The 16,422-nt window shown below is 39.4% G+C and carries 10 protein-coding genes and 1 rRNA gene; 9 read left to right on the plus strand and 2 right to left on the minus strand.

The window, feature by feature from the left end:
• Nucleotides 1–156: 156 nt before the first annotated feature.
• Both ACE1MS_RS01025 and ACE1MS_RS01030 read right to left on the minus strand, forming a co-directional pair.
• Nucleotides 157–1,662 (minus strand): catalase, encoded by a 1,506-nt coding sequence (locus ACE1MS_RS01025; protein ID WP_012292486.1) that lies wholly within the window; start codon nt 1,660–1,662, stop codon nt 157–159.
• Nucleotides 1,663–1,960: 298 nt separating this feature from the next.
• Complete coding sequence (locus ACE1MS_RS01030) at nt 1,961–3,415, minus strand: response regulator transcription factor (RefSeq protein ID WP_012292487.1); 1,455 nt, start codon at nt 3,413–3,415, stop codon at nt 1,961–1,963.
• A gap of 277 nt (nt 3,416–3,692) precedes the next feature.
• On the opposite strand from ACE1MS_RS01030, the gene hutH reads away from it, so the two are divergent.
• The 9 genes from hutH (at nt 3,693) to ACE1MS_RS01075 (ending at nt 16,211) form a co-directional block, all read left to right on the plus strand.
• Nucleotides 3,693–5,207, plus strand: coding sequence for a histidine ammonia-lyase (gene hutH, locus ACE1MS_RS01035; protein ID WP_031418128.1), 1,515 nt, complete (start codon nt 3,693–3,695; stop codon nt 5,205–5,207).
• A gap of 154 nt (nt 5,208–5,361) precedes the next feature.
• A complete protein-coding gene (hutU, locus tag ACE1MS_RS01040; protein WP_012292489.1) occupies nt 5,362–7,032 on the plus strand; it encodes a urocanate hydratase in 1,671 nt (556 codons plus the stop codon).
• A 38-nt stretch (nt 7,033–7,070) separates the two neighbouring features.
• On the plus strand, nt 7,071–8,306 hold the full coding sequence (gene hutI, locus ACE1MS_RS01045; protein WP_206700862.1) for an imidazolonepropionase: 1,236 nt from the start codon (nt 7,071–7,073) through the stop codon (nt 8,304–8,306).
• A gap of 196 nt (nt 8,307–8,502) precedes the next feature.
• Nucleotides 8,503–9,303, plus strand: coding sequence for an NUDIX domain-containing protein (locus ACE1MS_RS01050; protein WP_031418130.1), 801 nt, complete (start codon nt 8,503–8,505; stop codon nt 9,301–9,303).
• Nucleotides 9,304–9,386: 83 nt separating this feature from the next.
• Entirely contained in the window at nt 9,387–9,938 is a 552-nt protein-coding gene (locus tag ACE1MS_RS01055; RefSeq protein WP_012292492.1) for a cysteine hydrolase family protein, read from the plus strand.
• A 9-nt stretch (nt 9,939–9,947) separates the two neighbouring features.
• Nucleotides 9,948–11,426 carry a nicotinate phosphoribosyltransferase gene (locus ACE1MS_RS01060; RefSeq protein WP_289450002.1) on the plus strand — a complete coding sequence of 493 codons (1,479 nt, stop codon included), beginning with the start codon at nt 9,948–9,950 and terminating at the stop codon, nt 11,424–11,426.
• Nucleotides 11,427–11,452: 26 nt separating this feature from the next.
• Entirely contained in the window at nt 11,453–12,067 is a 615-nt protein-coding gene (gene nadD / locus ACE1MS_RS01065) for a nicotinate-nucleotide adenylyltransferase (RefSeq protein WP_031418133.1), read from the plus strand.
• Nucleotides 12,068–12,211: 144 nt separating this feature from the next.
• A complete protein-coding gene (locus ACE1MS_RS01070) occupies nt 12,212–14,065 on the plus strand; it encodes an SLC13 family permease (RefSeq protein WP_200991312.1) in 1,854 nt (617 codons plus the stop codon).
• 594 nt (nt 14,066–14,659) lie between these two features.
• Nucleotides 14,660–16,211 (plus strand): 16S ribosomal RNA (locus tag ACE1MS_RS01075).
• Nucleotides 16,212–16,422: the final 211 nt, after the last annotated feature.

The following is a 16,422-nucleotide window of genomic DNA, read 5'->3' on the forward strand; positions in this document are numbered from 1 at the left end:
TGTTAATTTACTAGACACAAGCCTTTTTTATGTTGCTTCCATGTTGCAAATTGAGGTAAGCAGTTGGAGGCTAGACGAAGACAAAAAAGCTCCATGTGATGATTAAATTCACATGGAGTAAAAATTGGATTTGGATATCAATAATTAAATGGAATATTAAACGTTTGTTGGTTGTTTTACGTATGGGTTTGTAAGATCCATACCTTCTAATGAAAGACCCATTGCTTTTGCAACACCGTCACCATATGCTGGATCAGCTAAATAGCAGTGTAGGATGTGACGTCGTTTGATGAACTCCTCGACAGAAGCCATATCATTAGCCGTATTTTCAAATAGACGTTGTTGTTCTTCCGCAGTCATTAGGCGGAAAAGTTTACCTGGCTGCTCGAAGTAATTATTATCGTCTTCACGGAAATCATGAATTCCTGCATGACCATCAATGCGTAACTCTGGCTCTTTATGGTCTAAATTATGCTCCCATTCACCATAGCTATTTGGTTCATAGCCTAGTGTTGAACCAAGGTTGCCATCAAAACGCATAGCACCATCACGGTGGAAAGTGCGGAATGGACATTTTGGTGCGTTAACAGGAAGCATATAGTGGTTTACTCCTAAACGGTAGCGTGCTGCATCCGCATAGGCAAAGATACGACCTTGTAACATTTTATCTGGTGAGAAGCTAATACCAGGAACGATGTTAGATGGTGCAAATGCAGCTTGTTCCACTTCTGCAAAGTAGTTGTCCGGGTTTTTATTTAACTCAAACTCACCTACAGGAATTAATGGGAAGTCTTTTTTATACCATACTTTTGTTAAGTCGAATGGGTTGTATGGTAGCTCACGTGCTTGCTCCTCTGTCATAACCTGAATATACATTTTCCATTTAGGGAAATCGCCTTTTTCAATGGCTTCATATAAATCACGTTGTGAAGATTCACGATCTTGACCGATTACCTCAGTTGCTTCAGCACCTGTTAAATTTTTAATGCCTTGTTCTGTACGGAAGTGGAATTTAACCCAAACTCGCTCATTATCAGCATTGATAAAGCTATAAGTGTGGGAACCAAATCCGTGCATATTACGGTAACCAGTTGGAATACCACGGTCAGACATTACAATCGTTACTTGGTGAAGTGCCTCTGGTAATAGAGTCCAGAAATCCCAGTTAGAATTAGCGTTTTTCATATTTGTACGTGGATCACGTTTTACCACGTGGTTTAAATCTGTAAAGTGTAGTGGATCACGGAAGAAAAATACTGGTGTATTGTTTCCTACTAGATCCCAGTTGCCTTCTTCTGTATAGAACTTAAGGGCAAAGCCACGGATATCGCGCTCAGCATCTGCTGCACCACGCTCACCAGCAACTGTGGAGAATCGTGCGAACATTTCAGTTTTTTTGCCCACCTCTGAGAAGATTTTAGCTTTTGTATATTGAGTTATATCGTGCGTTACAGTAAAAGTACCAAATGCACCTGAACCTTTGGCGTGCATACGACGTTCAGGGATTACTTCACGATTGAAGTTGGCTAATTTTTCAACTAGCCATACATCTTGAAGTAAAAGAGGGCCACGTGGACCTGCTGACATAGAGTCATGGTTACTTACTACTGGAGCACCACCTGCTGTTGTAAAACGACGGCTACGATCATTTGCGTTTGTCATATTAGTTACCTCCTGAAAATAATGTAAGTCGAACTCTTCGTCTATAACTATAACAAATATAAAATAGAATTGCTAGTACATTATAATAATTATTGTTAAAGAATTTTTATAGTGAGATACAAAGTATAAATATATGCATCGGAGAGGCTGTATATGCTTAATTTTTGTGTAAAATTTGTTGTTTAATAAACTAGATTTAAACAGTATTTGTACTGTAAATGAAAAGAAGTATAAAGTTAAACACCCATAATAAAATCCTTGATTGAAAATGAAAACAACTAATTGAAAATATTCTTGATTAGTTTTTTCGATATCGATGAGGGGTCATACCGATTTGTTGTTTAAATATTTTAATGAAATAATTCGGGTCATCAAAACCGTTTAAATGAGCAATCTCACTAATTGCAAAATCAGTTTCTAGTAGCATCTTAAGGGCGTTTTGAATTCTAACTTGCTGTATATAGCGCTTAAATGGCAAGCCTTGTTTTTTTGAAAAAATCGTACTTAAATAATTGGGGCTGATGCCAAGCTTACGCGCGACAAAGGGGAGAGACAAGGAACTCTCTTTAAATTGCTGATCAATAATTTCTAAAGCTAACTCAACATAATCGGCTCTTTTCTCCATGCGAGCTTCACGTGCAAGTTCAATTAATCTCTGAGTGAATGAAATAATGCCATTGAGAATCGTATAAAAAATAGGATGCTCAATAATTAAATGAAATAGCTGACGGTAGTTTTGTTCAATGACTGCTTTTTCGTGTAGTTTATATTTCAACATAAAGCGCCGAATTTGTGCTAAGACACTTGTTAGATGGATACGTAAATCATCCTGCTCATAATAGATGCCTTCATTAGAAAGTCGATATAAAAATGTTTTTACGGCTTCGAGATTACCTTCCTCCAGGCTACTTATTAATAATTGCTGTTCCTCTGGTGTTAGTAATGGATCGAAGGGGTGTATTTCAAATTGTTTACTTGCGTAAAAAAGGTGACCGAATCCTTCGTAAAAACTTTGGTGAAGTACACGCTTTGTTAATGTATACATATTTTTAATGCTTGTAGCAGGTCCATCATATATCCCGATATTTAATGAACTATTGCTAAACAAACGCCATTCCTTCATAAGAGTACGTACATCCTTCTCTACCACTTTTATGTCTTGCGTTTGAAAAAGGCAGACAATTCTATTCGATAAAGGATAGGTTTTCATATGAAAGTATATAGGTGTTTGTTGAAGCCAATTGTAAAGCTTGTTATAGGTCTCGGCGTGCTCAGGCTCAATTATTGTAAAATGAATGCCAGTTTCAATAGAGTTTGATTTAGTATCTAAAAATAAATGATTATAAAATGATTCATTTGCTGTCTCCTGCGCATCATCTATGATTTGTGGTGAGCGCACGGAAATAACCGTCAGTTTTTGCTTTAATACTTCTAAATCAATGGGCTTTATGAATAGATGAGCTACCTGTAAATCAATGGCTTTCAATGCGTTTTTAAATAAGGGCTCTGTTGTTACGGCTAAAATAGCACCTGAAAATTTTTGTAGATCTCCATAAAGAGAAGTTAGGCCATTATTAGGGATCAGGTCGATATTTAATAGTATGGCATCCGGTTTAAATTGTCGGATGTATTGAGATGCATCTGAAATAGTAGTGCACATGTCAATAAGAACGTCGCCTGGAAAATAGGTATGTAAAAACCACTTAATGCCTGCTAGTTCAGTGGGGTCTCGGTCGATTAATAACAGCTTCATAACATTTAACCTCGCTTAAAATATTCTAGTTTCATAAAAAAATACGATTATATTATTAAAAATAACATAGGAATCTGAAAAAAATCATGTTTTCTCTTTTAAAATTCTCTATATTCTGAAAAAAGTAGTTAGTACAATGGAAATAGAGTAATTGATCTTCATTCAGCGGAAAATTTATTTACTATGAAAACGCTTAAATGCAGTTGAATGCGGATGCTTTAGTGATTACGTTAAAATGAATTTTACATAAGCCTTAAAGGGAATAGGGGGATGTCATGTGAAGTCGATCATCGAGCTTGATGGCAATACATTAACAAGACAACAAATTGAGAAAATCGTTAAAGGGCATGCAACGGTTGAACTTGCTGAAGATAGTATAGAACGTATTCGTTTAAGTAGGGAACGTATTGAAAAGCGTTTAGCGGAGGGGCAAACTATTTATGGTGTGAATACAGGTTTTGGCAAACTAAGTAATATAAAAATTGAGGAAGAAGATATAGAGCTTTTACAACTGAATTTATTACGATCAGATGCAACAGGTGTGGGTCAGCCGTTTCCAACTGATGTTGTACGTGCCATGATGGTTTTACGTGCAAATGCCTTAGCTCGTGGATTTTCAGGTATTCGTGAGGAAACTGTACAGCTATTATTAGATTTTATTAATAAAGGCGTACACCCAATTGTTCCGTCACAGGGTTCAGTTGGAGCAAGCGGAGATTTGGCGCCATTATCACATTTAGCTTTAGTCCTAGTGGGAGAAGGTAAGGCTGAGTTTAATGGAGAAGTGATGAGTGGTAGTGAGGCGTTACAGCAAGCGGGATTATCACCTGTTCGACTCCAAGCTAAAGAGGGGCTGGCACTTGTAAACGGTACACAGGCTATGACAGGTATCGGTGTCTTAACGGTTAATGAGGCTGAACGAATTGGGCTTGCGGCAGATATGGCTGCTAGTTTAACACTAGAAGCATTGAAGGGTATCACATCTGCGTTTGACCCAGCCCTTTTAGCGGTAAGACCACATCCAGAGTTAGAGCTTGTTGGTGGTCGTATTCGTAAGTGGCTTGAGGGAAGTAAGCGAGTGACAAAGCAAGGAGAAATTCGTATGCAGGATGCATATTCATTGCGCTGTATTCCACAAGTGCATGGTGCTTCCTGGCAGTCTTTCTTTTACGCGGAGAACCGAGTACAAACGGAAATGAACGCCACGACCGATAATCCGATTGTTTTAGAAAACGGTGAAGTACTATCAGGTGGCCATTTTCATGGTCAGCCCATTGCTTTAGCAATGGACTTTTTAAAAATTGGGGTAAGTGAATGGGCTAATATTTCAGAGCGCCGTACAGAGCGAATGGTGAATCCACAATTAAATGAAGGCTTACCACCATTTTTAGCGACAAACCCTGGGATTGAGTGCGGTCTGATGATTGCTCAATATACAGCAGCATCTATTGTCTCAGAAAACAAAGTGTTGGCGCATCCTTCCAGTGTAGATTCAATTCCTACATCAGGGAATCAGGAAGACCATGTAAGTATGGGGACAACTTCGGCTCGTCAAGTACGTCAAATGGTCCGAAATGCTGCCCTAGTTATAGCAATAGAAATGATTTGTGCATCACAGGCTATATATTTAGATAAAGCAGAAGAACAATTATCACCAACCACACGAAAGTACTTAGAGAAAGTTCGTGAGTTTTGTCCACCACTATTAGCAGATCAGCCAATTGGTGATGAAATAGAGGCGTTGGCGGAATATTTATTAACGAGTGATGCTCTAGTAAAGGAATATGTGTAAAGTTGATTAAACGATTTTAAGTGGGAAGAGCTGAGGCAAGACTTAGTTTTTTAAGTCGCCTCTGCTTTATAAGTGATTATTCATTTATATATCTGAATATTCAGTTTAATAGAATGCTACTAACGTTTTTATCATTTTAAAGGAGGGTTTTTTTATGGTATTTAAAACAAGTATTCGTGCACCACGTGGAAACCAACTAACTTGTAAAGGGTGGACACAGGAAGCAGCAATGCGTATGCTAATGAACAATCTTGATCCTGAGGTAGCGGAGAATCCAGATGAGCTGATTGTTTACGGAGGTATTGGAAAGGCAGCTCGTAATTGGGAAAGTTATGAGCAAATAATTGCTTCATTAAAGAAATTAGAGAATGATGAGACTTTATTGATCCAATCAGGGAAGCCGGTAGCTGTATTTCGTACACATGAACATTCTCCCCGTGTTTTAATTGCCAATTCCAATCTTGTACCAGCGTGGGCTAATTGGGACCATTTCTATGAATTAGAAGATCGAGATTTAATGATGTATGGTCAAATGACTGCCGGTAGTTGGATTTATATCGGTGCACAAGGTATTTTACAAGGCACTTATTTATCCTTCGTAGAAGCAGGGAAAAAAGTATTTGGCTCTGCAGATTTACGCGGTAAATTTATCCTTACAGGTGGTATGGGGGGAATGAGCGGTGCACAACCTCTAGCGGGGAAAATGGCTGGCGCAGTCATCCTAGTTGTAGAAGTAGAGCGTGCCCGCATTGAACGTAAAATAAAAGAAGGCTATTGTGATTATCTTGTAGAAACTGTTGATGAAGCGGTTGCATTAGTAAACAAATTACGTGACCAAAAAGAGCCAGCATCGATTGGCCTTGTTGGAAATTGTGCAGACGTTAATCGTGAACTGTTGAATAGAGGGATCATTCCAGACTTTGTCACAGACCAAACTTCTGCACATGACCCGATTAATGGCTATATACCAAATAACATGACATTTGAGGAAGCTTTAGCACTTCGTAAATCAGATGTAAAAACATATGAACGAAGAGCTAAGGAAACTATGGCAGAGCATGTTCGTACAATGCTAGAATTCCAAGAGGCGGGTGCAGAAGTATTTGATTATGGCAATAATATTCGCGCCTATGCTAAAGAAATGGGTGTAACCAATGCCTTTGATTTCCCAGGCTTCGTACCAGCCTATATTCGCCCGCTGTTCTGTGAAGGAAAAGGGCCATTCCGCTGGGCTGCGCTTTCGGGGGACCCTGAGGATATTTATAAAACGGATGCACTTGCAAAAGAGATGTTCGCAGAAGATGAAGGTCTTGTTAATTGGATCAATATGGCTCAAAAAATGGTTAAATGGCAAGGTTTACCAGCTCGTATTTGTTGGTTAGGCTATGGTGACCGTCATCGCTTTGCATTAAAAGTAAATGAAATGGTAGCGAATGGTGAGTTATCAGCTCCAATTGTTTTTGGTCGTGATCATCTGGATTCAGGTTCAGTGGCATCCCCAAATCGTGAAACAGAAGGCATGTTGGATGGTTCAGATGCAGTATCGGATTGGCCGATTTTAAATGCGCTAGTTAATACAGCAAGCGGCGCCAGCTGGGTAAGTGTTCACCATGGAGGTGGCGTAGGTATGGGCTATTCACAGCATGCCGGGCAAGTGCTAGTAGCGGACGGATCGGAGCTAGCAGCGGATAAAATTGCTCGCGTGTTAATTTCGGACCCTGGTATGGGTGTAGCTCGTCATGCAGATGCCGGCTATGACATTGCTATTCAGACAGCTAAAAACAAAGGTGTGCATATACCAATGCTAAAGGATGATGTAAAGTGACCATCTTAATCAAAAATGCCAATGAAGTGATTACATTAATGAGTAATGTACGAGGACCTCGCACAAAGGAGAAAATGCGAGAAATAGCTATAGTGGAAAATGGTAGTATTCTTATTGAAGAAGATCGAATTGTTGCTGTAGGTGCTTTTGAGCAGCTAGAGGTAGATTTTCCTGAACTAGTAAAGAAAGCAAAAATAATTGATGCTTCAGGTAAGGTCGTTATGCCAGGATTAGTGGACTGTCATACGCATCTCGTACATGGAGGAACCCGTGAAGAAGAGTTTAATATGCGACTCAATGGTTCTACCTATATGGAAATTATGAATGCGGGTGGCGGCATCCACGCCACAACAAAGCTTACACGAGATACTAGCTTTGATGATCTGTATGAAAAAACAAGGCAGCACTTAGATACATTTTTAAAGCATGGAGTCACAACCGTTGAAGCCAAATCAGGCTATGGATTGGATTGGGAGACTGAGAAGAAGCAACTTGAAGTAGCGAAAAAGTTACAAGCAACGCATGATGTGGATGTTATTAGTACTTTTATGGGTGCACATGCAGTGCCTCGCGACTATAAAGGGCGTGAGGATGAGTTTGTGGAATTGGTTATTCTTGATATGCTACCCAAAGTTGCAGAGCAAGAACTGGCTGAATTTAATGATGTATTTTGTGAAAAAGGTGTCTTTACACCAGATCAATCTAAGCGTATTTTAGAGGCTGGCAAAGCCCTTGGACTAACACCGAAAATACATGCCGATGAAATTGAGCCTTATAAAGGTGCTGAACTTGCTGCGGAAGTCGGAGCCATTTCGGCAGAGCATTTGTTAGTTGCTTCTGATGAAGGTATTCAAAAAATGGCTGAAGCAGGTACAATTGCTGTCTTGCTGCCAGGAACTGCTTTCTTTTTACGTGCACCGTTTGCAAGAGGGCGTCTAATGATTGATGAAGGGGTACCTGTAGCCATTTCAACGGACTTTAACCCAGGATCGTCTCCGACTATGAGTCTACCATTTATTATGAATTTAGCTTGCATGCATATGGGAATGACACTAGAGGAGGTACTAACGGCAACAACAATTAATGCGGCATATGCATTGAATCGAGGCGAACAAATAGGTTCCCTTGAAGTTGATAAAAAAGCTGATGTTATTATTTTAGATGTTGCTAATTATAAGCAGTTACAATACTTCTATGGCATGAACCATACAAATACAGTGATTAAAAATGGGCAAGTTGTTGTACAAAATGGCATTTTGCTGAAAGAACAATAAAGTAAATGGGCATAAATAAGGCATCAAAGCTTTATTTATGCTTTTTTATCTAAATTGAAAAAATCTGACCATATAGGCTCTTTGGCGGACTGAATAAAAGCTTGCATTTTTTAAAGTGAAGGAGTATAATTCAATTAAATAGTAATTCGTTAATTACAAATTACTTAAACCTTGTAGTGAATAAAGGGGTTATCAGATGTCAAAATTTCGTACGGAAGAAGAAATGCTAGCGCATTACGATTCTTCAAAATATAAAACGCCTGATGGATACACAGCAGATATCGCAATTTTTACGATTACTTCGGAGAAAACGGAAGAAAAGGCGCCGCCAAACATGACACTTAAAATTATGCTAATTAAGCGTGCTACTAAAGATGCTGATGGCAATGCCAATATTGAAGGTGGAAAATGGGCGCTTCCAGGTGGGTTTGTTGATGCTCATCAAAAAGAATCAGCGTATATTGCAGCAAAAAGAGAATTAAAAGAAGAGACGAATGTAGAAGGGTTACATGTTCAGCACTTTGGTGTTTACGATGATATTGATCGAGATCCTCGTGGTTGGATGATTTCAAATGCTTTTTATGCGATTGTTCCTGAGGTGTATATGGAGCAGCGACAAGCAAATGATGATGCTGATGATGTAGAGTTATTTGATATTGAAGATGTATTTACACTTCAGCTAGCCTTTGATCATCGTAACATCATTGCAGATGCCCTCGAATTTATTAAAAGAGATATGGTGCAAACAACAGTTGCTAAAAATTTTTTACCGCAAGAGTTTACCTTATCAGAGTTACAAAGGGTACTACTGACAGTTGAAGAAGATCCACGAATCGCTAATGATTCTGTATTTTTTACAAAAGCACCTAAATTACCTTTTATCGAAAAAGTTGTGGATGCGGAAGGAAAGCCGAAGAAAACAAAGCGTAATTCGTTTAGGCCTTCGCAGCTGTATACCTTTAATGATTTTGAAGTGGTAGAATCGATTTACCATTAGGAAAGATACGTCTTTCCTGATTATTTTAAAAATAGTAATTTGTAATTTAGGTATTACTAATTAAAAAATGGAGTGATAAAACGATGAAAAAGAGAGCATTAATTAATATTGATTACACAGTTGATTTTGTTGCGACTGATGGAGCTCTAACCTGTGGAGAGCCAGGACAACAGCTTGAACAAGCGATTGTAAATTTAACAAATGAATTTATATCAAATAAAGAGTTTACGGTTTTCGCTATAGATGTTCATGAAAAAGAAGATCTTTATCATCCTGAAACAAAGTTATTTCCTCCACATAATCTTCGTTATACAAAAGGGCGGGATTTATATGGTGCTTTAAAACCATTGTATGAAGCTAATAAAGAGCTAGAATATGTTTATTTTCTAGATAAAACTCGCTACTCGGCATTCGCAGGGACAGATTTGGAGTTGAAATTACGTGAAAGGGGAATTACAGAGCTTCATTTAATTGGAGTTTGCACAGATATCTGTGTTCTTCATACAGCTATGGATGCTTATAATAAAGGATTTGATCTTGTCATTCATAAAAACGCTGTCGCATCCTTTAATCAAGCAGGACATGAGTGGGCTTTAAGTCATTTCGAGCAGACACTAGGTGCCTCTGTTATTTGATATTAAGAAATGGAGGGAAATGAAGTGAAATACGCAGATGATAGTTTCATGTTACACACCGATTTATATCAAATTAATATGGTTCAGACTTACTGGAAGGACGCTGTTCATCAACGAAAGGCTGTTTTTGAGCTATATTTTAGAAAACTTCCATTTGGTAATGGTTATGCGATATTCGCTGGCTTAAAAAAAGTAATGGATTTTATTAACAAGTTTGGGTTTTCTCAAAGTGATATAGATTATTTGCGAGAAGAAGGGAAATATCCAGAGGAATTTCTCCACTATCTCCAGAAGCTAAAGTTTACAGGAACTATAAGGGGTATGAGAGAAGGGGAGCTGGTTTTTGCCAATGAACCTATTCTGCGAATCGAGGCACCGTTGGCTGAAGCACAATTAATTGAAACGCCTTTGCTGAATATTATTAATTACCAAACGCTAATCGCGACAAAAGCTTCGCGTATTAAAGAAGTGACGGGTGAAGATGTTGTGATGGAGTTTGGTACCCGTCGTGCTCACGAATTTGATGCGGCTATTTGGGGAACTCGTGCTGCTTATATCGGTGGCTTTTCTGCAACAAGTAATGTACGCGCAGGCAAGTTATTTGGTATTCCAGTTTCGGGAACGCACGCGCATGCAATGATTCAAACCTACAGAGATGAGTATACGGCGTTTAAAAAATATGCAGCTGCACATAAAGACTGTGTATTCTTAGTGGATACTTATGATACGTTACGTTCAGGTGTTCCAAATGCCATTAAAGTAGCGAAGGAATTGGGCGATCAAATTAATTTTATTGGTATCCGTTTAGACAGTGGTGATTTAGCCTATTTATCAAAAGTGGCAAGGAAAATGCTAGATGATGCAGGCTTTAAGAAAACAAAAATTATGGCATCCAATGATTTAGACGAATATACTATTATGCATTTAAAATCTCAAGGGGCGAAAATTGATGCTTGGGGAATCGGCACAAAGCTAATTACGGCCTATGATCAAGCGGCACTAGGTGGGGTTTACAAGTTAGTCTCTATTGAAAATGAAAATGGGGAAATGGTCGATACGATAAAAATCTCTGCGAATCCAGAAAAGGTGACGACTCCAGGGCGTAAACGAGTCTATCGTATTGTTAATAATGAGAATGGTCATGCTGAAGGTGACTATATTGCCCTTGATGAGGAGAATGTCCTGCAAACAGACCGGTTAAAGATGTTCCACCCTGTTCATACGTATATAAGCAAATTTGTGACGAATTTTACAGCGATTGAGTTGCACAAAAACATTGTAGAAAATGGGAAAGTAGTATATGAGGAACCCACTATTCAAGAGACACAAGCATATGCAAAGGAAAATTTAAAATTGTTATGGTGTGAGTACAAACGAACGATGAACCCAGAAGAGTATCCAGTTGATTTAAGTAAGGCTTGCTGGGATCACAAGAGGGCCATCATTCACGATATAAAAGAAAAAATTTCGAAAAAAGATGGATACTAGATAGAAAATGACGGGAGGAAGATATGATGGCGAGAATAGGTGTTTATGGTTCATCCTTTGATCCTATTACCAATGTTCATCTTTGGACTGCTAGCACGGTTGCACACCGTTGTAAATTAGATAAGGTCATATTTTTACCCTGTTCAAATAAGCGTAAAGATAAAACCATAAAAACAGAAGATATACATCGGTGGAATATGCTACATTTAGCAATTGCTAAGGATGATCGTTTTGTGGCGGATTCCTATGAGATGGATCAAGAGGGCTGGAATATTTACACGTATGACACAATGAAATACTTTAGAGAAAAAAATCCAGAAGATGAAATCCACTTTATTATGGGTGCAGATTTGTTAGTAGACATTGGTGCAGGATTATGGAAAAAGGGTGACGCATTAGTTGCTGAAAATAAATTCATTGTTATGGCAAGGCATGGGATTGATATGTTGTCTACCATTAGCCGATCCCCGATTTTAAGAAATAATGATGATGGGAGATTTCATCTTATTGATAAGGGCTTAGCCATGGAAATTAGCTCTACCTATATTCGTGAAGAATTTGCAATGGGTGGAGAGCCGAGATATCTTTTGCCTAATGCTTGTTATGACTATATTAAAGAACATCATTTATATCAAAAATAAAAGTGTGGTTACATGCCACACTTATTTTAATTTTGAAAAGATGGTGACTTTTACTATTTTTAGCCTTCGTAAGCTATAATAGAAATAGCAAAGGTGACGACTTTTTTGTCAATAAATTTAATAATTAATGTTAGAAAGGAATTCATGAATGTGCAGCTTACGTTAACATTTCTTATTTTAGGTGCAACAATTTTTGCATTTGTGACCAATAAAATACGAGCAGATCTTGTAGCGATTGTGTCACTTTTAGCATTTATTATTGCAGATATTCTAACGCCCACAGAGGCATTAGCTGGATTTTCGAACTCTGTAGTTTTAATGATTGCAGGGCTTTTTGTCGTGGGTGCAGGAATTTTACGTACGGGTCTTGCGGGAATGGCGGGGCAGTTATTACTTAAATGGTCGGGCAATAGTGAGTTGAAATTATTTATATTACTGCTCATCATTGTAGGGTCTGTTGGTGCCTTTATGAGTAATACTGGTACAGTAGCATTAATGATGCCAATAGTAGTGAGTATGGCAATTAGTATGAAAATTAGCCCTTCTAAATTTTTATTGCCACTCTCATACGTAGCTAGTCTATCCGGTCTTATGACATTGATTGCCTCCCCAACTAATTTAATTGTCAGTCAGCTATTGGTGGATAGAGGCTATAGCAAGCTTGGATTTTTTGAGATAACACCAATTGGTATAGTGGGTATGATTGCAGGAATTACCTATCTAGTGCTTGTGCGCAATATTTTATTACCAAAAGATCAACATCGTACACAAACAAATGAGGGCTATAAGCTTTCACCGAAGAAAATCATTAAGCAATATGATTTAAATAATCGACTATTTAAAATCTCTGTTCCTGAAGATTCTCCTATTATAGAAACGTCGTTAGCAGAGTTAAAGCTACCAGCTAAGTACACGCTCTGTATGATGAAAATTCACCGAAAGTCACAAGAAGGCATCAACTTACTACCTATGACGTATCAAGAAATGGCTGGTCCAACAAGTGTAATTCACGCAAAGGACGAGCTGTATGTTCAAGGAGAAGAAGAGGATATTCGTCACTTTGTTGAGGATTATCACCTCGAAATGCAAGGATTAGTGGAAGGGGAAGCTGATGAATTGATTTCCAAGCATCTCGGTATTGCAGAGGTACTGCTCACGCCAAATTCCAGCTTTATCAATGAAACGGTTAGCTCGTTAGGGTTTAGAGAAAAATACAACCTAAATATAATTGGTATTAATCGTAAAGGTGGTTATAAACTCCAAGACATGGTTTCGCATAAGTTGAAATTTGGAGATGCTATTTTAGTGCAGGGAGCTTGGGATGAAATTCTTTTATTAGCAAGAGAGACCCAAGATGTTGTGGTTGTCGGTCAGCCAAAAGAACACGCAAGTGTAGCAGCAGCTACAGGAAAAGCTGGTATTGCGGGTATTATTATGCTGTTTATGATTATATTAATGGCATTCGAAATTTTCCCTGCTGTTATTTCTGTTATGATTGGTGCCGTTTTAATGATATTAACGGGTTGCTTACGTAACATGGAAGATGCGTATAGCAATATGAATTTTGAAAGTATAGTGCTAGTGGCAGCCATGCTACCTATGGCGACAGCTTTAGAAAAGACAGGAGGCATGGCTATATTATCGGACGGGATTATTAAAGTTCTTGGTGACTATGGTCCCTATGGTGTGCTTATAGGTGTTTATATTTTAACAGCTGTATTTGGACAATTTATTAGTAATACGGCGACGGCTGTATTGTTTGCACCGATTGCTATGAGTGCTGCAATAGCAATGGAGGTTAATCCTACAACATTTATGATTGCAGTAGCAGTAGCTGCAAGTATGGCGTTTGCAACACCAATTGCATCCCCAACTAATGCCCTAGTAATGACTGCCGGTGGCTATAAATTTATGGACTTTGTAAGAATAGGGATACCATTACAAATTGTTATGTTTATTGTCATGATGATAGCTATTCCATTCTTTTTCCCATTGTAAAACTTATTTTACAACGATGGACCAATTCAAAATTTTGAGTTTGTCCATCGTCATTTTTTACAATGAAATCAAGTACAGCCGTTGTTTCTATTAAGCGTTAAGCTTTGAATGTGGTCGCTGCTTCCTTTGGTTTGTTGCTACTGTCTTGCTTTCGCACTGAAAGCATCCGCTCATTTCAATTATACAATGAAGGATTGGTTATATATTTTTTCCTTCTTACAAAAAATCTATTAAATTTTTCTAGAAAGATATGATAAAATTATATTTTAATTAGTGGTATAACATAGACGTTAAGGGTGAAAATATTATTTGTAGTCAAAGTTTTATTTTGATTATTAATATAGGAAGTAATGCAATGTCGAGAAAAAACTTAAAGTTTTTTTTGAAAAAGTGTTGACCTTTTAAAAATATGGGTGTAGTATTATACAAGTCGCCACGGTGACACGCTAAAACAAAGCAAAACATGAACCTTGAAAACTGAACAAGCAAAACGTAATCAATAAAGTTTTAAGTAGCTAGATTTACTAGTGAACGAAACAAAATTTTGGACATCAAAATGATGCCAGCAAAACAATTTGAGCTAATCAAATTTCTTTTATGGAGAGTTTGATCCTGGCTCAGGACGAACGCTGGCGGCGTGCCTAATACATGCAAGTCGAGCGAACAGAGAAGGAGCTTGCTCCTTTGACGTTAGCGGCGGACGGGTGAGTAACACGTGGGCAACCTACCTTATAGTTTGGGATAACTCCGGGAAACCGGGGCTAATACCGAATAATCTGTTTCACCTCATGGTGAAATATTGAAAGACGGTTTCGGCTGTCGCTATAGGATGGGCCCGCGGCGCATTAGCTAGTTGGTGAGGTAACGGCTCACCAAGGCGACGATGCGTAGCCGACCTGAGAGGGTGATCGGCCACACTGGGACTGAGACACGGCCCAGACTCCTACGGGAGGCAGCAGTAGGGAATCTTCCACAATGGGCGAAAGCCTGATGGAGCAACGCCGCGTGAGTGAAGAAGGATTTCGGTTCGTAAAACTCTGTTGTAAGGGAAGAACAAGTACAGTAGTAACTGGCTGTACCTTGACGGTACCTTATTAGAAAGCCACGGCTAACTACGTGCCAGCAGCCGCGGTAATACGTAGGTGGCAAGCGTTGTCCGGAATTATTGGGCGTAAAGCGCGCGCAGGTGGTTTCTTAAGTCTGATGTGAAAGCCCACGGCTCAACCGTGGAGGGTCATTGGAAACTGGGAGACTTGAGTGCAGAAGAGGATAGTGGAATTCCAAGTGTAGCGGTGAAATGCGTAGAGATTTGGAGGAACACCAGTGGCGAAGGCGACTATCTGGTCTGTAACTGACACTGAGGCGCGAAAGCGTGGGGAGCAAACAGGATTAGATACCCTGGTAGTCCACGCCGTAAACGATGAGTGCTAAGTGTTAGGGGGTTTCCGCCCCTTAGTGCTGCAGCTAACGCATTAAGCACTCCGCCTGGGGAGTACGGTCGCAAGACTGAAACTCAAAGGAATTGACGGGGGCCCGCACAAGCGGTGGAGCATGTGGTTTAATTCGAAGCAACGCGAAGAACCTTACCAGGTCTTGACATCCCGTTGACCACTGTAGAGATATGGTTTCCCCTTCGGGGGCAACGGTGACAGGTGGTGCATGGTTGTCGTCAGCTCGTGTCGTGAGATGTTGGGTTAAGTCCCGCAACGAGCGCAACCCTTGATCTTAGTTGCCATCATTTAGTTGGGCACTCTAAGGTGACTGCCGGTGACAAACCGGAGGAAGGTGGGGATGACGTCAAATCATCATGCCCCTTATGACCTGGGCTACACACGTGCTACAATGGACGATACAAACGGTTGCCAACTCGCGAGAGGGAGCTAATCCGATAAAGTCGTTCTCAGTTCGGATTGTAGGCTGCAACTCGCCTACATGAAGCCGGAATCGCTAGTAATCGCGGATCAGCATGCCGCGGTGAATACGTTCCCGGGCCTTGTACACACCGCCCGTCACACCACGAGAGTTTGTAACACCCGAAGTCGGTGAGGTAACCTTTTGGAGCCAGCCGCCGAAGGTGGGATAGATGATTGGGGTGAAGTCGTAACAAGGTAGCCGTATCGGAAGGTGCGGCTGGATCACCTCCTTTCTAAGGATATTTTCGGAATACAAACCTAGGGTTTGTAAGATTACGTTTTGCGTTCAGTTTTGAAGGTTCATTCTTTCTTAATGAAATACTTCAAAACTTGTTCTTTGAAAACTGGATAAAACGACATTGAAATTGTAACAAACACATTTATTTTTTTAAGTTTTTTATAGGCTTAATAACATGATAAGGTTTTCAGACACGAGCAGTTCTA

Source organism: Lysinibacillus sp. fkY74-1 (genome assembly GCF_053165895.1).